At 70.0% G+C, this 20026-nt stretch carries 14 protein-coding genes; 10 read left to right on the top strand and 4 right to left on the bottom strand.

Annotated elements, in window-relative coordinates; genetic code table 11:
- Positions 1-29: 29 nt before the first annotated feature.
- The 9 genes from ACFWU9_RS11395 (at position 30) to ACFWU9_RS11355 (ending at position 11844) form a co-directional block, all read left to right on the top strand.
- Entirely contained in the window at positions 30-3707 is a 3678-nt protein-coding gene (locus tag ACFWU9_RS11395; protein WP_384316658.1) for a ThuA domain-containing protein, read from the top strand.
- A gap of 127 nt (positions 3708-3834) precedes the next feature.
- Positions 3835-4962 (top strand): inositol-3-phosphate synthase, encoded by a 1128-nt coding sequence (locus ACFWU9_RS11390; protein ID WP_384316657.1) that lies wholly within the window; start codon positions 3835-3837, stop codon positions 4960-4962.
- Positions 4959-5867, top strand: a complete 909-nt coding sequence (locus ACFWU9_RS11385; RefSeq protein ID WP_384316655.1) for an SCO3242 family prenyltransferase — start codon at positions 4959-4961, stop codon at positions 5865-5867. Before ACFWU9_RS11390 ends, ACFWU9_RS11385 begins: the two co-directional genes overlap by 4 nt.
- Entirely contained in the window at positions 5864-6709 is an 846-nt protein-coding gene (locus tag ACFWU9_RS11380) for a sugar phosphate isomerase/epimerase family protein (protein ID WP_384316653.1), read from the top strand. The genes ACFWU9_RS11385 and ACFWU9_RS11380 overlap by 4 nt, the downstream gene beginning before the upstream one ends.
- Positions 6706-7302, top strand: coding sequence for an EboA domain-containing protein (locus ACFWU9_RS11375; RefSeq protein WP_384316651.1), 597 nt, complete (start codon positions 6706-6708; stop codon positions 7300-7302). The genes ACFWU9_RS11380 and ACFWU9_RS11375 overlap by 4 nt, the downstream gene beginning before the upstream one ends.
- Positions 7302-8150, top strand: coding sequence for a TatD family hydrolase (locus ACFWU9_RS11370; protein WP_384316650.1), 849 nt, complete (start codon positions 7302-7304; stop codon positions 8148-8150). Before ACFWU9_RS11375 ends, ACFWU9_RS11370 begins: the two co-directional genes overlap by 1 nt.
- A gap of 3 nt (positions 8151-8153) precedes the next feature.
- Entirely contained in the window at positions 8154-9323 is a 1170-nt protein-coding gene (gene eboE / locus ACFWU9_RS11365) for a metabolite traffic protein EboE (protein WP_384316648.1), read from the top strand.
- On the top strand, positions 9320-10747 hold the full coding sequence (locus ACFWU9_RS11360) for an alkaline phosphatase family protein (RefSeq protein WP_384316646.1): 1428 nt from the start codon (positions 9320-9322) through the stop codon (positions 10745-10747). Before eboE ends, ACFWU9_RS11360 begins: the two co-directional genes overlap by 4 nt.
- A gap of 17 nt (positions 10748-10764) precedes the next feature.
- Entirely contained in the window at positions 10765-11844 is a 1080-nt protein-coding gene (locus tag ACFWU9_RS11355) for a sugar phosphate isomerase/epimerase family protein (protein ID WP_384316644.1), read from the top strand.
- Positions 11845-11935: 91 nt separating this feature from the next.
- On the opposite strand, the gene ACFWU9_RS11350 is transcribed toward ACFWU9_RS11355, so the two are convergent.
- The 4 genes from ACFWU9_RS11350 to ACFWU9_RS11335 all read right to left on the bottom strand — a co-directional run bounded on the left by ACFWU9_RS11350 (position 11936) and on the right by ACFWU9_RS11335 (position 18690).
- Positions 11936-13324 (bottom strand): OFA family MFS transporter, encoded by a 1389-nt coding sequence (locus ACFWU9_RS11350; protein WP_384316642.1) that lies wholly within the window; start codon positions 13322-13324, stop codon positions 11936-11938.
- Between the two features lie 250 nt (positions 13325-13574).
- Complete coding sequence (locus ACFWU9_RS11345) at positions 13575-15674, bottom strand: acetate--CoA ligase family protein (RefSeq protein ID WP_384316896.1); 2100 nt, start codon at positions 15672-15674, stop codon at positions 13575-13577.
- Positions 15675-15721: 47 nt separating this feature from the next.
- Positions 15722-16996 carry a formyl-CoA transferase gene (frc, locus tag ACFWU9_RS11340; RefSeq protein WP_384316640.1) on the bottom strand — a complete coding sequence of 425 codons (1275 nt, stop codon included), beginning with the start codon at positions 16994-16996 and terminating at the stop codon, positions 15722-15724.
- 11 nt (positions 16997-17007) lie between these two features.
- A complete protein-coding gene (locus ACFWU9_RS11335) occupies positions 17008-18690 on the bottom strand; it encodes a thiamine pyrophosphate-binding protein (protein WP_384316638.1) in 1683 nt (560 codons plus the stop codon).
- A 179-nt stretch (positions 18691-18869) separates the two neighbouring features.
- On the opposite strand from ACFWU9_RS11335, the gene sucC reads away from it, so the two are divergent.
- A complete protein-coding gene (sucC, locus tag ACFWU9_RS11330; protein ID WP_384316636.1) occupies positions 18870-20003 on the top strand; it encodes an ADP-forming succinate--CoA ligase subunit beta in 1134 nt (377 codons plus the stop codon).
- The last annotated feature ends 23 nt before the right edge of the window (positions 20004-20026 follow it).

Below are 20026 nucleotides of genomic sequence, written 5' to 3'. Positions count from 1 at the left end.
ACGAACAGCCCCACCCCTGGAGGACTTTCGTGCCCAGAAGACGTCATAGATCCAGATCCCTCCTCGCACTCGTGACCGGCGCGCTGATCGCCGGCACCATCTCCGCCGTTCCCGCCGCCGCCCACCCGGACGATCCCCACCCGGCGGACGGCAACTTCCAGCAGGTCGCGCTCGCCAAGGGCGCCGACGAGGTCGGCGAGCCGATGTCGCTCGCCGTTCTGCCGGACCGTCAGGTCCTGCACACCTCGCGCGACGGCACGCTGCGCATCACCGACGCCGCAGGCGACACCAAGGTCGCGGGCAAGCTCGACGTGTACACGCACGACGAGGAAGGCCTCCAAGGCGTCGGAATCGACCCCGACTTCGCCGAGAACCGGGCGATCTACCTCTACTACTCCCCGGTGCTCGACACGCCGGCCGGTGACGCACCCGAGACGGGCACGGCTGCCGACTTCGCCCCCTTCGACGGGTACAACCGGCTCTCCCGCTTCACGCTGAAGGAGGACGGCACCCTCGACAAGGCCAGCGAGAAGAAGGTTCTCGACATCGAGACCAACCGCGGCCTGTGCTGTCACGTCGGTGGCGACATCGCCTTCGACGCCGACGGCAACCTCTACCTGTCGACGGGTGACGACACCAACCCCTTCGCTTCCGACGGCTACACGCCGATCGACGAACGCTCCAACCGCAACCCGGCCTTCGACGCCCGGCGTTCCTCCGGCAACACCAACGACCTGCGGGGCAAGGTCCTGCGGATCAAGGTCGCCGAGGACGGCTCGTACACCATCCCCGAGGGCAACCTCTTCGCCCCCGGCACGGCCAAGACGCGCCCCGAGATCTACGGCATGGGTTTCCGCAACCCCTTCCGGATCAACGTCGACCAGAAGACCGGCATCGTGTACGTCGGTGAGTACGGTCCCGACGCGGGCGCGGCGTCCGAGTCCCGCGGCCCGGCCGGTCAGGTCGAGTTCGCCCGGATGACCGAGGCCGGCAACTTCGGCTGGCCCTTCTGCACCGGTGACAACGACGCCTACCGCGACTACGACTTCGCGACCGGCACCTCGGGCCCGGCCTTCGACTGCGCGGCGCCCAAGAACGACTCGCCGCACAACACGGGTCTCACCGACCTGCCGCCGGCCCAGGCCGCCTGGATCCCGTACAACGGGAACAGCGTCCCGGAGTTCGAGGACGGCTCCGAGTCGCCGATGGGCGGCCCGGTCTACAACTTCGACCCGGAGCTCGACTCCCCGGCGAAGTTCCCCGAGGAGTACGACGGCGACTTCTTCGCGGGCGAGTTCGGCCGCGAGTGGATCAAGCGCATCGAGAAGGACGCGGACGGCACCGTCAGCGCCATCCACGACTTCCCGTGGACCGGCACCCAGGTCATGGACATGGAGTTCGGCCCCGACGGCGCGCTCTACGTCCTGGACTACGGCCGCGCCTGGTTCGGCGGTGACGAGAACTCGGCGGTCTACCGCATCGAGAACATCGCCGACGGCCGTGCCCCGGTCGCGGTGGCGGCCTCCAACAAGACGTCGGGCATCGCGCCCCTGCGGGCGAACTTCTCCTCCGCCGGCACCACGGACGCGGACGGCGACGCCCTCACCTACGCCTGGGACTTCGGCGACGGCGGCAAGTCCACCGAGCCCAACCCCAGCCACGTGTACAAGAAGAACGGCACCTACACCGCGACGCTGACCGCCACCGACCCCAAGGGTCACACCGGCAGCGCGTCCGTACGCGTGGTCGTCGGCAACACCGCGCCCAAGGTGACGCTCACCGTGCCCGCGGACGGCGCCCTCTTCAAGTTCGGCGACAAGCTGCCCTTCAAGGTCACCGTCACCGACCCGGAGGACGGCCCGATCGACTGTGACAAGGTCACCGTCAACTACATCCTCGGTCACGACAGCCACGGCCACCCGATCACCTCGGCCAAGGGCTGCGAAGGCACCATCACCGCCCCGGCGGACGGCGAGCACGACCCCAACGCCGACATCTTCGGTGTCCTCGACGCCGAGTACACCGACGGCGGAGGCGGCGGCCAGGCCGCGCTCACCACGCACGACCAGGTGCAGCTCCAGCCCCGCCACCGGCAGGCCGAGCACTTCACCAGCCAGTCGGGCATCAAGACGTACGACAAGGCGCCGGCCAACGGCGGCAAGACCGTCGGCGACATCAACAACGACGACTGGATCTCCTTCAAGCCGTACAACCTGACCGGGTCCAAGACCCTCACCGCGCGGATCTCCTCCGGCGGCGTGGGCGGATTCCTCGAAGTGCGTACGGGCTCCGCCACCGGCAAGCTCCTCGGCTCCGCGCCGATCCCGGTGACCGGCGGCTGGGAGACGTTCCAGGACGTCGACGTACCGCTGCGCGCGGTGCCGAAGGCCACCACCGAGCTGTTCCTCGTCTTCAAGGGCGGCGAAGGCACCCTCTTCGACCTCGACGACTTCGAGATCAGCGACCAGGCCGCCGGCCGTACCGAGAAGCGGGTCCTCGTCTTCTCCAAGACCGCCGGGTTCCGCCACGACTCCATCGCGGCCGGCACCGCAGCCCTGAAGGAGCTGGGCGAGACCAGCAACATCACGGTCGACTCCACCGAGACCGCGGCGCAGTTCACCACGAACAACCTCGCCCGGTACGACGCGGTGGTCTTCCTCTCCACCACCGGTGACGTCCTCAACCCCGAGCAGCAGAAGGCCTTCGAGTACTACATCTCCACCGGCGGCGCCTACATGGGCGTCCACGCCGCGTCGGACACCGAGTACGACTGGGCCTACTACGGCAAGCTGGTCGGCGCGTACTTCTCCGGCCACCCGCAGATCCAGCAGGCCACCGTCCGGGTCGAGGACCACGACCACCCGGCCACCGGTCACCTGGACGACGAGTGGCAGCGCACGGACGAGTGGTACAACTACCGCGACAACCCGCGCTCGGACGTGAAGGTCCTCGCCACCCTGGACGAGACCACCTACCAGGGCGGCACGATGAGGGGCGACCACCCGATCGCCTGGTGCCAGACGTACGAGGGCGGCCGGTCCTTCTACACCGGAGGCGGCCACACCAAGGAGTCGTACGCCGACGCGGCCTTCCGTGAGCACCTGCTGGGCGGTCTGCGCTACGCCGCCGGCCAGGTCAAGGCGGACTGCAAGCCCAACACCGGCTACCGCACCATCTTCAACGGCAAGACCCTGGAAGGCTGGAAGCAGGCCGGTCCGGGCAAGTTCAACATCGGTGGCGGCGAGCTGCACACCGAGGGCGGCATGGGCATGCTCTGGTACCAGCCCAAGCAGCTCGGCGCGTACTCGCTGAAGCTGGACTGGAAGATGGACGGGGACGACAACTCCGGTGTCTTCATCGGCTTCCCGGAGTCCGACGACCCCTGGTCGGCCGTCAACAAGGGCTACGAGATCCAGATCGACGCCTCGGACGCCCCGGACCGCACCACCGGTGCGATCTACACCTTCAAGTCGGCCAACATCAAGGCCAGGGACCAGGTTCTGCGGCCTCCGGGCCAGTGGAACAGCTACGAGATCAAGGTCCAGGGTGAGCGGGTACAGGTCATCCTGAACGGAGTCAAGATCAACGACTTCACCAACACCGACCCGGCACGCAGCCTGAAGGACGGCTACTTCGGCATCCAGAACCACGGTGCCGACGATCAGGTCGCGTTCCGCAACATCCAGCTGAAGGAACTGGCCTCCTAGCACCAGGAGGACCACCCGGCCTCCTGGCCCAGTCCTGTTGGCGGGCCGCCAGCCGGCGGCGGGCGGGGAGGCGCCGTACCCCCCGCCCGCCGTCCACCAACCCACCCACCCGGCAGGGAGGCAGCCCGTGACCACCAACGATTCGACTGCAGGACGTACCGGAGTCTGGTTCGTCGGAGCACGCGGCTCCGTCGCGACGACAGCCGTCGCCGGATGCGCGGCGGTCACCGCCGGGCTCCACCCCGCGACCGGCATGGTCGCCGAGACAGCGCCCTTCGCGGAGTCGGGCCTGCCCGCCCTGTCGTCACTGGTCTTCGGCGGCCACGACACCGCGAGCTGCCCGCTGCCCAAACGGGCCGAGGCGCTCACCGCGGCGGGAGTCCTGCCGTACGGCCTGCCCAACACGATCGCCACCGAACTGGAGGCGGCCGACGCGGAGATCCGCATCGGCGGCCCCATGCCCGGCGACACCCGCACCGACGACGAACTGATCGCCGCCTTCGCCGACGACATCACCTCCTTCGTCCGGCGCACCGGTGTCGCGCGCGCCGTCGTCGTCAACGTCTCCTCCACCGAGCCCGAGCCCGCCGCGGACGACCCGCGGCTGCCGGCCAGCTCCCTCTACGCGGCGGCCGCGATCAAGGCCGGCTGCTCCTACGTGAACTTCACCCCGTCGACCGGGCTGCGCACCGCGGCCCTCGCGGACGCCGTCGAGGCGAGCGGACTTCCCCACGCGGGCCGCGACGGCAAGACAGGCCAGACGCTGCTCCGTTCCGTGCTCGCCCCGATGTTCGTCCAGCGCGCCCTCGACGTCAGGGCCTGGTCGGGCACCAACCTGCTGGGCGGCGGGGACGGAGCGGCGCTGGCCGACCCGGCGGCCGCGGCCGCCAAGAACGCCGGCAAGGAGCGGGTCCTCGCCGACACGCTCGGCACCGCGCCCGAGGGTGAGGTGCACATCGACGACGTGCCCGCGCTCGGCGAGTGGAAGACCGCCTGGGACCACATCGCCTTCGACGGATTCCTCGGCTCCCGCATGATCCTCCAGACCATCTGGCAGGGCTGCGACTCCGCGCTCGCCGCGCCGCTCGTCCTGGACCTGGCCCGGCTGGTCTCCCGCGCCCACGAGGCCGGGCTGAGCGGACCGCTGCCGGAGCTGGGCTTCTACTTCAAGGACCCGGACGGCGGGCCCGCCGCGCTGGCCGAACAGTTCGACGCGCTCCTCTCCTTCGCCGAGCGCCTGAAGGAGAGCAAGTGACGTTGCGCGCCTGGGCCGAACTCCTGCGGGTGTCCGCGCTGTTCACGGTCCCGGGCGACGCCCTGGCCGGCGCGGCGTCCGCGGGTGTACGGCCCAACCGCGGCACCGCGCTGGCCGTCGGCGCCTCCCTGTGCATGTACGAGGCGGGGATGGCGCTCAACGACTGGGCCGACCGCGACGAGGACGCCGTGGAGCGCCCGCACCGCCCGATCCCCTCGGGGCGGATCACCCCGGACGCGGCGCTGGCGGCGGCGGGCGGTCTGACGGCCGCCGGCCTCCTCCTGGCCGCCCGCGCGGGCCGCCCGGCCCTGGCCCTGACCACGGCGCTCGCGGCCACGGTGTGGGCCTACGACCTGCGCCTCAAACACACGGCGGCGGGCCCGGTGGCGATGGGCGCGGCCCGCGCGCTGGACGTACTGCTGGGCGCGACCGCGACATCGTCGGCGCCCCGCCGGACCCCGACGCCCCCTCCCTCGGCGCCGTCGCCCGCCGTGCCGCCCGGCGCCCTCGTGCCCGCCGCTCTCCTCGGCGCGCACACCGTCGCCGTCACCGGCGTCTCGCGCGCAGAGGTGTACGGGGGGTCCGTCGGGGCGCCGCTCGCCGCGCTCGTGGTCACCGGGGTGCTCGGCGGGATCGTCGGCCGGCCCCAGGGGCCCGGGGGCGGCGCGCTCGTCACCGGCGGGCTCGCCGCCGCCTACGCGGTGACCGCCGGGCGGCCCTTCCTGCACGCCGCGCTCAATCCGTCCCCGCAGCTCACCCAGCGCGCCGTCGGCGGCGGGATCCGGGCCATGATCCCGTTCCAGGCCGCCCTCGTGGCACGCGGCGGCGCGCCCGCCGTCGGGCTCGCCGTCATGGGACTCGTGCCACTGGCGAGGAAGTTCGCGAAAAAGGTGAGTGTGACATGACCATCCGCTACGGATACGGCACCAACGGGCTCACCGATCTGCGTCTGGACGACGCGCTCGGACTGCTCGCCGACCTCGGGTACGACGGGGTCGGACTGACTCTCGACCATATGCATCTCGACCCGCTCGCCCCCGAACTCGCCGCCCGCACCGCCAAGGTGGCCGCCCGGCTGACCGCACTCGGCCTCGGCGTCACCGTCGAGACCGGCGCCCGCTACGTCCTCGACCCGCGCCGCAAGCACGGGCCGACCCTGCTCGACGCCGACCCCGAGGCGCGGGCCGCGCGCACCGGTCTGCTCGTCACCGCCGTCCAGGTCGCCGCCGACCTCGGAGCGCACGCCGTGCACTGCTTCAGCGGCATCACACCGGAGGGCACCGACCCGGACACCGCCTGGAAGCGGCTGGAGGAGTCGATCACCCCGGTCGTCGACGCCGCCGGGGCCGCCGGTGTCCCCGTCGCCATCGAGCCCGAACCCGGCCATCTCCTCGCCGACATCGCCGGCTTCCACCGCCTGCGCACGCTCCTCGGCGACCCCGAACCCCTCGGCCTCACCCTCGACATCGGCCACTGCCAGTGCCTGGAGCCCGCGCCGCCCGCCGACTGCGTCCGGGACGCGGGGCCCTGGCTCCGCCACGTACAGATCGAGGACATGCGGCGCGGTGTGCACGAGCATCTGCCGTTCGGGGACGGCGAGATCGACTTCCCGCCCGTGCTGGCCGCGCTCGACGCCACCGGCTACCAGGGCCTGACCGTCGTGGAGCTGCCCCGCCACTCCCACGCCGGCCCCGAAATGGCCCGCACCTCCCTGGACTTCCTGCGCTCGATGGGAGCATCGGCATGAACCGTGAGGAGATCGACGGGCGGCTCGACGGCGCGGCCGTCGCCTGGCTGGACCAGGCACTCGCCGAGGCGGCGGAAGCGGCCGAGAGGACCGACAACGTTGCCGTCCCCCGGTGGGAACTCCGCTTCGCCGCCGCCGGCCGCCACTGCGGACAGGAGAACGCCGACTCCGTCCGCACGCTCCTGCTCCACCGCGCCGCCCCCGACCCCGGCACCCTGACCCGGCTCTACCACCAGGGAGCCGCCGCCGAGCGCCGCGCCGTACTCCTCGCGCTGCCCGGCCTCGTCCCCGGTCCGGAGGCCCTGCCGCTCGTCGAGGACGCCCTGCGCACCAACGACACCAGGCTCGTCGAGGCGGCCGTCGGCCCGTACGCCGCCGCCCATCTCGACCCGCACGCCTGGCGGCACGCCGTACTGAAGTGCCTCTTCACCGGCGTGCCCGTCGCCGCGGTCGCCGACGCGGAACGCCGCGCCCACGGCGACGCCGAACTCGCCCGGATGCTCACCGACTACGCGTCCGAGCGCACCGCGGCGGGCAGGCCGGTACCCGCCGACCTGCACCGCGTACTGATCATGACCGGCGAGGAGTCCTGATGCGCATCTTCGACCCCCACATCCACATGACCTCCCGCACCACGGACGACTACCAGGCCATGTACGCCTCCGGAGTCCGTGCGCTCGTCGAGCCCTCCTTCTGGCTCGGCCAGCCCCGTACCTCGCCCGCCAGCTTCTACGACTACTTCGACGCGCTCCTCGGCTGGGAGCCCTTCCGCGCCGCGCAGTACGGCATCGCGCACCACTGCACGCTCGCCCTCAACCCCAAGGAGGCGAACGACCCGCGGTGCACGCCCGTTCTGGAGGAACTGCCCCGCTACCTCGTCAAGGACGGCGTCGTCGCCGTCGGCGAGATCGGCTACGACTCCATGACCCCCGCCGAGGACGTGGCGCTCGCCACCCAGCTCCAGCTCGCCGCCGAGTACGCGCTGCCCGCGATGGTCCACACACCGCACCGCGACAAGCTGGCCGGGCTGCGCCGCACCATCGACGTCGTACGGGAGTCGAACCTCGACCCCGAGCACGTCCTGCTCGACCACCTGAATGAGACCACCGTCAAGGACGCGGCGGAGAGCGGCAGTTGGCTGGGCTTCTCCATCTACCCGGACACCAAGATGGACGAGGACCGGATGGTCTCGGTCCTGCGCTCCCACGGCACCGACCGCGTCCTCGTCAACTCCGCCGCCGACTGGGGCAAGAGCGACCCGCTCAAGACCCGCAAGGTCGGTGACGCGATGCTCGCCGCCGGCTTCTCCGAGGACGACGTCGACAAGGTGCTGTGGCGCAACCCCGTCGCGTTCTACGGACTCAGCGGCAGACTCCAGCTCGACGTCCCCGCGCCGGAAGCCCTCCACGAGGGGAACTCCATCCTCCGTGGCGGTGAGTGACCCATGCGCTTCCGCCACCCCGACGGCTCCACCGTCCATCTCTCCTACTGCACCAACGTCCACCCGGCCGAGACCCTCGAAGGCGTACTCGCCCAACTGCGCGACCACTGCGAGCCGGTACGCAGACGACTCGGCCGCGACCGCCTCGGCATCGGCCTCTGGCTGGCCCGGGGCGCGGCCCGCTCCCTGATCAACGACCCCGCCCAACTGCGCGGTCTGAAGGGCGAGTTGGAGAAGCGCGGCCTGGAGGTCGTCACCCTCAACGGATTCCCCTACGAGGGCTTCGGCGCCGAAGAGGTCAAATACCGCGTCTACAAACCGGACTGGGCCGACCCGGAACGCCTGGAGCACACCACCGACCTCGCCCGGCTGCTCGCCGCACTGCTGCCGGACGACGTCACCGAGGGCTCCGTCTCGACGCTGCCGCTCGCCTGGCGCACCGCCTTCGACGAGGACGCGGCCCGCACCGCGCACGCCGCGCTCACCACCCTCGCCGAACGGCTCGACGCGCTGGAGGAGCTGACCGGCAAGTCCATCCGTATCGCGCTCGAACCCGAGCCCGGCTGCACCGTCGAGACCACCGCCGACGCGATCGGGCCACTGACCGACGTGGCCAGCGCCCGCATCGGCATCTGCGTCGACACCTGCCACCTCGCCACCTCCTTCGAGGACCCGGCGACGGCCCTCACGGCGCTCGCCGACGCCGGAGTCACCATCCCCAAGGCACAGCTCTCCGCCGCGCTGCACGCCGAACACCCCCATCTCCCGGAGGTACGCGAGGCCCTGGCCGCCTTCGCCGAGCCGCGCTTCCTGCACCAGACCCGCACCCGTACGGCGGCCGGACTGCGCGGCACCGACGACCTCGAAGAGGCCCTGGCCGGCGAGGCCCTGCCCGACGGAGCCCCCTGGCGCGCCCACTTCCACGTCCCGCTGCACGCACCGCCCGCCCCGCCTCTGACCTCGACCCTCCCCATACTTCAGGACACCCTCGCCCGGCTCGTCGGCGGCGCCGAACCGCTGACCCGCCACCTGGAGGTCGAGACGTACACCTGGCAGGCGCTCCCGCCCGAGCTGCGCCCCCGCTCACGCGGCCGGCTCGCCGAGGGCATCGCCGCCGAACTGACGCTGGCCCGCGACCTCCTGGTCGACCTGGGTCTCAAGGAGCTGCCATGACCGCCGACCCCACGCCCGAGCCGAAGACCGAGGCCTCCGGGGCCCCGGCCGGCCCCACCCCCCTGCTGGTCCTGGACGTCGTCGGACTCACCCCCCAGCTCCTGGCCCATATGCCGAATCTCGAGAAGCTGGCCGCCGCGGGCTCCCAGGGCCCGCTGACCACCGTGCTGCCCGCCGTCACATGCAGCGCGCAGTCCACCTTCCTCACCGGCACCCTGCCGTCCGAGCACGGCATCGTCGGCAACGGCTGGTACTTCCGCGAACTGGGCGACGTGCTGCTGTGGCGCCAGCACAACGGACTGGTCTCCGGCGACAAGCTCTGGGACGCCGCCCGCCGCGTCCACCCCGGCTACACCGTCGCCAACATCTGCTGGTGGTACGCGATGGGCGCCGACACCGACTACACGGTCACCCCGCGCCCCGTGTACTACGCCGACGGCCGCAAGGAGCCCGACTGCTACACCCGGCCGCCGGCCCTCCACGACGAACTGCACGACAAGCTCGGCACGTTCCCCCTCTTCCACTTCTGGGGACCCGGCGCCGACCTCGTCTCCTCGCAGTGGATCATCGACGCGACCCGTCACATCATCGACACCCGCCGCCCCGACCTGGCGCTCTGCTACCTGCCGCACCTGGACTACGACCTCCAGCGCTTCGGCCCCGACGACCCCCGCTCCCACCAGGCGGCCCGCGACCTCGACGCCGCGATGGGGCCGCTGCTGGACGACGCGCGCCGTGAGGGCCGTACGGTCGTCGCCCTGTCCGAGTACGGCATCACCAACGTCTCCCGGCCCGTCGACATCAACCGGGCACTGCGCCGCGCCGGCCTCCTCGAGGTGCACACCCAGGACGGCATGGAGTATCTGGACCCGATGGCCTCGCGTGCCTTCGCCGTCTCCGACCACCAGATCTCGCACATCTACGTCCGCCGCCCCGAGGACATGGACGCGACCCGCGAGGCACTGAAGGACCTCAAGGGGATCGAGGAGATCCTCGACGACGAGGGCAAGAAGCACTACGGCCTGGACCACCCGCGCTCCGGCGAACTGGTCGCCGTCGCCGAGCCGGACGCCTGGTTCACCTACTACTACTGGCTCGACGACGCCAAGGCCCCCGACTTCGCCCAGCTCGTCGAGATCCACCGCAAGCCGGGCTACGACCCCGTCGAGCTCTTCATGGACCCCCTCGACCCGTATGTGAAGGTCAAGGCGGCCAAGGCCATCGCCCGCAAGAAGCTCGGCATGCGCTACCGGCTCGCCGTGGTCCCCCTGGACCCCTCACCCATCCGCGGCAGCCACGGCCGCCTTCCGCAGAGCGACGACGAAGGTCCGCTCATCCTCTGCTCCACCCCCGAAGCCGTCACCGGCCGCACCCAGGCCACCGACGTGAAATCCCTGCTCCTCAATCTCGCAGGACTGCACTGACATAAGGAGTTCCACGCATGAGCCGCAAGAAGTCAGTCGACCCGGAGCTCGCAGCCAAGCTCAGCCGGCGCAACATGCTGGGGGTGGCCGCGGGCACCGGCGCCGCCGCGATCCTCGGCATGGCGGCGGCGACCCCCGCCGCCGCCACCGACCGGGGCCGGGGTCACGGTCACGGGCACGGCCATGGCCACGGCCACGGGCACGGAAAGACCGAGCCCGTCCTCACCCCGGGCCACCTCGGCATCCAGCTCTACTCGCTGCGTGACAAGGTCAACTCGCTCGGCTTCGCGAAGGTCTTCGAGGAGCTGGAGCGCTTCGGCTACGACGAGATCGAGTACGCGGGCTACACCCAGGGCAGCGCGGGCGCCATCACCATCCCCCAGCTCCGCAAGCTGGCCCGGGACCACGGTCTGCGCCCGATCGGCAGCCACGTCAACTACGCCGACGACAACAACCCGGACGCGTACAGCTTCGCCCAGAACCTGGAGAAGGTCCTGGACGACGCCCAGGCGCTCGGCCTGGACCACATCGGCACCGCCTCCGGCCCCTTCCGGCACGGCGACACCGTCGACGCCTGGAAGCGGGCGGCCGAGGACTTCAACACCTACGGCGCCGCCGCCCGCAAGCGCGGCATGAAGTTCTACCAGCACAACCACGCCGAGGAGTTCTCCTTCGCCAGCGACCGGCCCGGCGTCCGTCTCTACGACGTGCTGCTCGCGGAGACCGACCCCAAGCTGGTCTACCTGGAGATGGACATCTACTGGGCCTACTGCGCCGTGCACCGCTTCAGCAAGACCGGTGACGGCAAGCCCGCTCCGTTCGACCCGCTGCGCTACGTGCTCAAGCAGCCCGACCGCTACCCGCTCTTCCACGTCAAGGACGGCGTGAAGAACGAGGAGGCGCGCGACGGTTACGACATGGTCGACGTCGGCGACGGCGACATCGACTACAAGAGGTTCATCTCGTCCGTGAACAAGACCCACAACGGCCGCAGGGACCACCACTGGCAGGCCGAGCACGACAACCCGGTCGACTCGATCCTGTTCGCCCAGAAGTCGGCGGACCACCTGCACTCGCTGCGCGAGAAGCGCCGCTGACCCAGGCGTGACGAGGCCCCCTGTACGACTCCTTCCGGAGCCGCACAGGGGGCCTCGTGCATGTGTTCGCGTTCCCGGGATCCGGATCCGCTCAGGCGTCCTCCCGCCCGATCGGGTTCGGATTCGCCTGGATCTTCTTGATGTCCGGCCTGCCCGGAGCCTTCAGGAAGGTCGCCAGGCACGCCGAGAACAGTCCGACGCTACCGGCGATGACGAACGCCGTGTTGTAACCCCAGTTGCTCACCACGACTCCACCCACACCGGCGCCGACGAGGCCGGAGATGAGCTTGGAGCTGTAGACCATGCCGTAGTTCGACGCGTTGTTGTTCTCGCCGAAGTAGTCCGCCGTCATGGCCGCGAACAGCGGGAAGATCGCGCCGCCGCCGAAGCCGGAGATCATCGAGCAGACCAGGAACAGCGGCATACTGCCCGCGGATCCGGAGGCCAGCACACCGAACTGGGACAGGCCGAGGACGATGCAGACGAAGATCAGTGTCTGACGGCGTCCGTACTTGTCGGAGATCCAGCCGATGACACCGCGCCCGGTGCCGTTGACGATGGCCTTCAGCGACATGGCCGTGGCCACGATCCCGCCGGCGAAGCCCATCTCCTTGCCGAACGGCACCTGCATCGCGATACCGAAGATGTTGATGCCCGCCGTGCAGAGAAGGCAGAACCACATCATCCACAGGACCGGGACCCGTGCCGCTTCCTTCGGTGTGTACTGCCGGACGGCCGGCGGGTTCTTCTCCAGCGCGCGCCGGATCCTCGGGTCGTCCGAGACCTTCAGCGGGTCGGCGCCCTCGGGCCACCAGAACTTCGGCGGGTCCTTGAAGAACCATCCGGAGATCGCGACCATCGCGCAGCAGATCACACCGACGAAGACGAGCACCGTCTCGTAGTTGCTGAGGTCCATGTACGAGGTGAACAGGAAGACGAAGGGCACCGAGCCGTAGGCGAAACCGCCGTTGACGAGGCCGGTCTTGCCTCCCTTGCGCTCCGGATACCACTTGCCGACCATGTTGACGCAGGTCGCGTAGACGAGACCGGCGCCGATACCGCTGAACATACCGAAACCTATGTACGCCACGATGACGTGCGGCGCGTAGGCCAGGGAGAGGTAGCCCAGCAGCGTGCCGAGCGCGCCCAGCATCATCGCGTAGCGGGCGGGCAGCTTGCCGCTCTCACGGAGCTGCCCCGCGGGGAAGGCCACGGCCGCCTGGAAGAAGATCCAGACACCCATCAGCCAGAAGATGTGCCCGCTGCTCCACGCGTGTGCCGTGTGGAGCGTGTCCTCGGCCGCCGTGAACGCGTACTCCGAGGAGCTGATCCCCATCATCCCGATCCAGGGGAAGAGCACCATCGTCCAGCGCGGCCGCCCCATGATCTGCCGATCGGACTGGCCGATCCGGTAGACACGGCCGTTCCGGTCGGTCACCTCCTGATAGGGGACGGATGTGGAGATGTCAGTTGTCGCCATTTTCGATCGAACCCCTTGCGTCGAAGAAGTCAGGCCAGCGCCCCCTGTCCGTTCTCTTCGTGCGGGGGGCCTGCGATGAGCGGAATCCACAGGCCCCCTGGGTCGCACCGTCAGCTCATCCGGCGCCTCCCCACAGATCCGAGCCTTGTGTCACGGCGGTCACAGGAGCCCCGCCGCGCGTGCCCGGCGGCTGTGTCGTCCCGGGGGACGACCCCCGGACCCCGGCCGGTGTACGGCCGCTGCCCGGTGCTCACAGCAGCCCCGCGGCCCGCGCCCAGCGGTACTTCGCGCCGAGCACCTCGACCGGCTTCTCGGTGGTGTACGGGTACGCCACGACGCCCCGTTCGTAGAGGTACTGGCACGCGGCCTCCACCTCGACGTCGCCCGCGAGCGAGGCCACCACCGGCTTCTCGATGCCGCGTTCCCTGAACTCGGCCACCACCCGCGCCGTCAGCTCGGCGAAGACCATCGGCGGGGTGACGATCGTGTGCCAGTAGCCGAGGACGAGCGAGTGGATCCGGGGATCCTCCAGCCCGAGCCGGATCGTGGCCTCGTACGTGGACGGCGGCTCGCCGCCCGTGATGTCCACCGGGTTGCCCGCCGCCCCGAAGGGCGGGATGAAGGCGCGGAACGCCTCGTCCAGGTCCGGCGGTATCTCCATCAGCGACAGGCCGTTGTCGACGATCGCGTCCGACAGCAGCACACCCGACCCGCCGGCGCCCGTGATGATCACGACGTTGTCGCCCTTGGGGGTGGGGAGTACGGGCAGTCCGCGCGCGAACTCCAGCATCTCCCCGAGCCCGGGCGCCCTGATGACGCCGGACTGCCGCAGGATGTCGTCGTACACCGCGTCGTCGCCCGCGAGGGCCCCGGTGTGCGAGCCCGCCGCCGCGGCGCCCGCCGCCGTACGCCCGGCCTTGAGGACCACGACGGGCTTCTTCGGCACGGTCGCGCGCGCCGCCGCGACGAAGGCGCGTCCGTCCTTGAGGTCCTCCAGGTGCATGGCGATGCAGTCGGTGTTGTCGTCCTCACCGAACCAGGTCAGCAGGTCGTCCTCGTCGAGGTCCGACTTGTTGCCCAGTCCGACGATGGCCGACACACCGGTCCTGGTGGTCCTCGCGAAGCCGAGGATCGCCATCCCGATTCCGCCGGACTGCGAGGTCAGCGCCACGCCGCCCTTGACGTCGTACGGGGTGCAGAACGTGGCGCAGAGGTCCTGCCAGGTGGAGTAGTAGCCGTAGATGTTCGGCCCGAGCAGCCGGATCCCGCTCTCCTCCGCGATCGTGACGATCTGCTGCTGGAGTTCGTGCTCGCCGGTCTCGGCGAAGCCCGACGGGATCAGGACCGCGTTGGGGATGTTCTTGCGGCCGACCTCGGTGAGCGCGGTGGCGACGAACTTCGCGGGGATCGCGAATATCGCCACGTCAGGCTCACCGGGAACATCCATCACGCTCTTGTACGCCTTGCGGCCGAGAATGTCATCGGCTTTGGGATTGACCGGATAGATCTCGCCCGCGAAACCTCCGTCGATGAGGTTCCGCATGACCGAATTGCCGATCTTGCCGTCCTCGTTGGAGGCACCGATGACCGCCACCGAACGCGGCTCCATGAGCCGGCGCATGGAGGTGAGGATCTCCTCGCGCGAGTAGGTACGCCGGGGGACCGGCACCTCGTCGGTGAGCAGGATCCGTACGTCGGCCGCCATGACCCCGTCCGCCGAGGCGAAGACCGGGTTGAGGTCCACCTCCGCGATGTTGGGGAAGTCGGCGGCCAACTCCGAGACCCGCACCACGAGATCGGCCAGCGCGTCGCGGTCGACCGCCGCGCCGCCCCGTACGCCGCGCAGGATCTCCGCGGCCCGGATGCCGTCCAGCATGGACAGCGCCTCGTCCTTGGTGGCCGGCGCGAGCCGGAAGGTGACGTCCTTCAGGACCTCCACCAGGACACCGCCCAGACCGAACGCCACGACCTTGCCGAAGGTGGGGTCGGTGACCGTACCGATCAGGATCTCGGTGCCCGAGGGCACCATCTGCTGCACCTGCACACCGAGGATCTGCGCGTTCGGGTCGTACGCCCGCGCGTTGGACACGATCGAGGTGAAGGCCGCCCGCACCTCGGCCGCCGAGCCGACGCCGATCTGCACGCCGCCCGCGTCCGTCTTGTGCAGGATCTCCGGCGACACGATCTTCATCGCGACCGGGAAACCGATCCGCGCGGCCACGGCCACGGCGTCGTCGGCCGACTCCGCGAGCGCCTCGCCCGGCGTCGGGATCCCGTACGCGTCGGTGATCGCCTTGCCCTCGGGCGCCGTCAGCGACGTACGCCCCTGTGCGAGGGCGGCCTTGATGATCGCGTCGACGTTGTCCTTGTCGGGCTTGAACGCATGGCTGTCCGCCACTAGATGACTCCGTTCGTCTTCAACAGGCGCAGTTCCTCGTCGCCGAGACCGAGCTCGCCGACGTACACCTCCGCGTTGTGCTCACCGAGCAGCGGGGACGCGGTGATGTGGACGGGGGAGTCGGAGAGCTTCAGCGGGCTCCCGACCGTGGTGAAACTCCCGCGCTGCGGGTGCTCGACCTCGACGACCATCTCGTTGGCCGCGAGCGAGGGGTCCTCGATGATCTCCTTGGTGGAGAGGATCGGGCCGCACGGGATGTTGTGCGCGTTGAGCTTCTCCAGCACCTCCCACTTGGGAAGGGTCGCGGTCCACTCCTCGATGAGCTGGAACATCTTGCCCAGCTTGGTGAGGCGGGCCTCGGGAGTCGCCCAGTCCGGGTCGTCGGCCAGTTCGGGCCGGCCGATCAGCTCGCTGACGGGCTTCCAGCCGACCGGCTGCACGATCACGTACACGTAGTCGTTCGGGCCGCCGGGCGCGCACTTGACGGCCCAGCCCGGCTGACCGCCGCCGCTGGCGTTGCCCGAGCGCGGGACCGCGTCGCCGAAGTCGTCGTTCGGGTACTCGGCGAGCGGGCCGTGCGAAAGGCGCTGCTGGTCACGGAGCTTGACCCGGCAGAGGTTGAGCACGGCGTGCTGCATCGCGACGTTCACGCGCTGCCCGCGCCCGGTGGCGGTCCGCTGGTAGAGCGCCGCCAGGATGGCGGCCACCGCGTGCATGCCGGTGCCGGAGTCGCCGATCTGCGAGCCCGTCGCCAGCGGCGGGCCGTCCTCGAAGCCGGTGGTCGACATCGAGCCGCCCATCGCCTGGGCGACGACCTCGTACGCCTTGAAGTTGGTGTACGGGCCTTCGCCGAAGCCCTTGATCGAGGCGTAGACGATCCGCGGGTTGATCTCCTGGATCTTCTCCCAGGTGAATCCCATCCGGTCGACCGCGCCGGGGCCGAAGTTCTCGACCATCACGTCCGAGCGGCGGATGAGCTCGGTCAGGATCTCCTTGCCGCGCTCGCTCTTGGTGTTGAGCGTGACGCTGCGCTTGTTGCAGTTGAGCATCGTGAAGTAGAGCGAGTCGACGTCGGGGACGTCGCGCAGCTGCTTGCGGGTGATGTCGCCGGTCGGCGCCTCCACCTTCACCACGTCCGCGCCGAGCCAGGCGAGCATCTGGGTCGCCGAGGGGCCGGACTGCACATGCGTCATGTCGAGGACACGGACGCCGGACAGTGCCTGGGTGCCCGGGGCGTCGGGGGAGTTCTCCGGGGCTTCAACAGCCTGGGTCATCATGGCCTCCCTTACTTGTACATGGTCTGGTTCATGGTTCCGGGGGCGTACGCGTCGGGGTCGACCCAGACGTTGATCAGCGAGGGCAGTCCGGACTCACGGGCCCGCTGGAGCGCGGGCGCGATGTCGGCCGGGTCCCTGACCTCTTCGCCGTAACCGCCCAGCATCTGGGCGAACTTGTCGTAGTGGACGTCGCCGAGGGTGTTGCCGACGCGCTCGCGCTCGTCGCCGTACTTGGCCTTCTGGCCGTAACGGATCTGGTTCATCGACGAGTTGTTGCCGACGATGCCCACGAACGGCAGGTTGTAGCGGACGAGGGTCTCGAAGTCCCAGCCCGTCAGGGAGAACGCGCCGTCGCCGAAGAGCGCCACGACCTCCTTGTCGGGCCGTGCCTTCTTCGCCGCGAGGACGAAGGGGACACCGACGCCGAGCGTGCCGAGCGGACCCGGGTCCATCCAGTGGCCCGGCGACTTGGGCTGCACGACCTGGCCGGAGAAGGTGACGATGTCGCCGCCGTCGCCGATGTAGATCGAGTCCTCGGTGAGGAATTCGTTGATCTCGCTGACCAGCCGGTAGGGGTGGATCGGCGAGGTGTCCTTCTTGAGCGAGGGCAGTCGCTTCTCGATCGCCGTCTGCTCGGCGGCCCGCAGCTCTTCCAGCCATGCCTTGCGCTTGACGGAGCCGCCGTTGATCCGGCCGCTCGCCGCCTCGGTGACCGACTTCAGGACGAGGCCGGCGTCGCCGACGATCCCGAGGTCGATGTCGCGGTTCTTGCCGACCGTCCGGTAGTCGAGGTCGATCTGGACGACCGTCGCGTCGGGCGAGAGCCGCTTGCCGTAACCCATCCGGAAGTCGAAGGGGGTGCCGACGATGATGATGAGGTCGGCGTTGGTGAAGGCGTAGCGGCGGGAGAGCTGGAAGTGGTGCGGGTCGCCGGGAGGCAGGGTGCCTCGCCCCGCACCGTTCATGTAGGCCGGTACGTTCAGCGTCCGGACGAGCTCGATCGCGTCGTCCGTGGCCCGTGTGGTCCACACCTGGCTGCCGAGCAGGATCGCCGGCTTCTCGGCGTGCACGAGCAGATCGGCGAGCTTCTCGATGGCCGCGGGGTCACCGGCCGAACGGGTCGAGGCCCGGTACTGGCCGGCCTTGGGTACGCGTGCTTTGTCGGCCGGGACCTTCGCGTCGAGGACATCGCGCGGAATCTCCAGGAAGGACGGGCCGGGAGCGCCGTTGTAGCACTCACGGAAGGCCATGGAGACCATGTCGGCCGCGCGGGCCGTGTCGGGGACGGTCGCCGCGAACTTGGTGATCGGCGTCATCATGTCCACGTGCGGCAGGTCCTGGAGCGAACCCATCTTGTGCTGGGTGAGCGCGCCCTGGCCGCCGATGAGCAGCATGGGTGACTCGGCACGGAACGCGTTGGCGACACCGGTGACGGCGTCGGTCGTGCCCGGTCCGGCGGTGACGACGGCGCAGCCGGGCTTGCCGGTGATGCGCGCGTAACCGTCGGCGGCGTGGGCGGCGACCTGCTCGTGACGTACGTCGACGACTTCGATGCCCTCGTCGACGCAGCCGTCGTAGATGTCGATGATGTGGCCGCCGCAGAGGGTGTAGATGACCTCGACACCTTCTGCCTTGAGTGCCTTGGCGACCAGATGACCACCGGAGATGAGTTCCTGGCTGTCGTCGGGCATGAGGTTGTCCTGTCCCTTCGTAGGGGAGCCGGGGGCTCTTGGGGGTGCTCCCGAGTGCTCCCGCGATGGATTGCATACAGTCGACGAATACTGTATGAAGCTTGTTATCCCGCATTCGGTGGGTGGTGTCCAGGGGGCGTGCGGCACTTTCATTCCTTTCTGTTGCAGTGGGAGCCGGCATGGATCTGTACGAGCACCAAGCCAGAGACCTGTTCGCGGAGTACGGCATCGCCGTGCCGGAGGCCGAGACCGTCGAGTTCGCCAGGGAGGCCGCGCTCGCGGCCGAACGGCTCGGCGGCCGGGTCGTCGTCAAGGCACAGGTGAAGACCGGAGGCCGGGGCAAGGCCGGCGGGGTGAAGCTCGCGGCCGATCCGGCCGCCGCGGAACTGACCGCTCGCCAGATCCTCGGGATGGACATCAAGGGCCACATCGTCCGCACGGTGATGGTGGCCCAACCGGTGGACATCGAGACCGAGTTCTACGTCAGTTACGTGCTCGACCGCGCCGCGGGGACCTTCCTCGCGATCGCGTCCGCCGAGGGCGGTATGGAGATCGAGGAGGTGGCGGCGACCCGCCCCGATGCGGTGGCCCGGATACCGGTCGACCCGGCCGAGGGCGTCACGGCGGCCAAGGCGGCGGAGATCGCGGAGGCGGCCAAGCTGCCCCCGGAGACCGCCCCCGTACTCGAAGCGCTCTGGCAGGTCCTGACCAAGGAGGACGCCCTGCTCGTCGAGGTCAACCCGCTCGTCCGGACGACGGAGGGCCGCATCCTCGCACTTGACGGAAAAGTGACCCTGGACGACAACGCCGAGTTCCGCCGCAGCCGTTGGGGCGACGACCAGCGGGACCCGGGCGCCGACCCGCTGGAGACGGCGGCGGCCGCCAAGGGCCTCAACTACGTCAAGCTCGACGGCGAGGTCGGCATCATCGGCAACGGCGCGGGGCTCGTCATGTCGACCCTCGACGTCGTCGCCGGCTGCGGCGCCCGGCCCGCCAACTTCCTCGACATCGGCGGCGGCGCCTCGGCGCAGGTGATGGCCGACGGACTCTCCGTCATCCTGTCCGACCCCGATGTCAAGTCCGTGTTCGTCAACGTCTTCGGCGGCATCACGGCCTGCGACGCCGTCGCCGAAGGCATCGTCCAGGCCCTGGAATCAGTCCGGTTGACCAAGCCGCTCGTCGTACGTCTCGACGGCAACAGCGCCGCGCGGGGCCGCGCCATCCTCGACCACCGCGCTCATCCCCTCGTGGAGCAGGTCACGACGATGGACGGCGCCGCCCGCCAGGCCGCCGTACTCGCGAACGCCGGTTGAGCCCAGGGACAGCGCCAACAAAG

The organism is Streptomyces sp. NPDC058653, from assembly GCF_042716895.1.
Classification (GTDB): Bacteria; Actinomycetota; Actinomycetes; order Streptomycetales; family Streptomycetaceae; genus Streptomyces.
The sequence above is the reverse complement of the archived record's forward strand: the minus strand, read 5'-3'. Positions and strand labels throughout refer to the sequence as shown.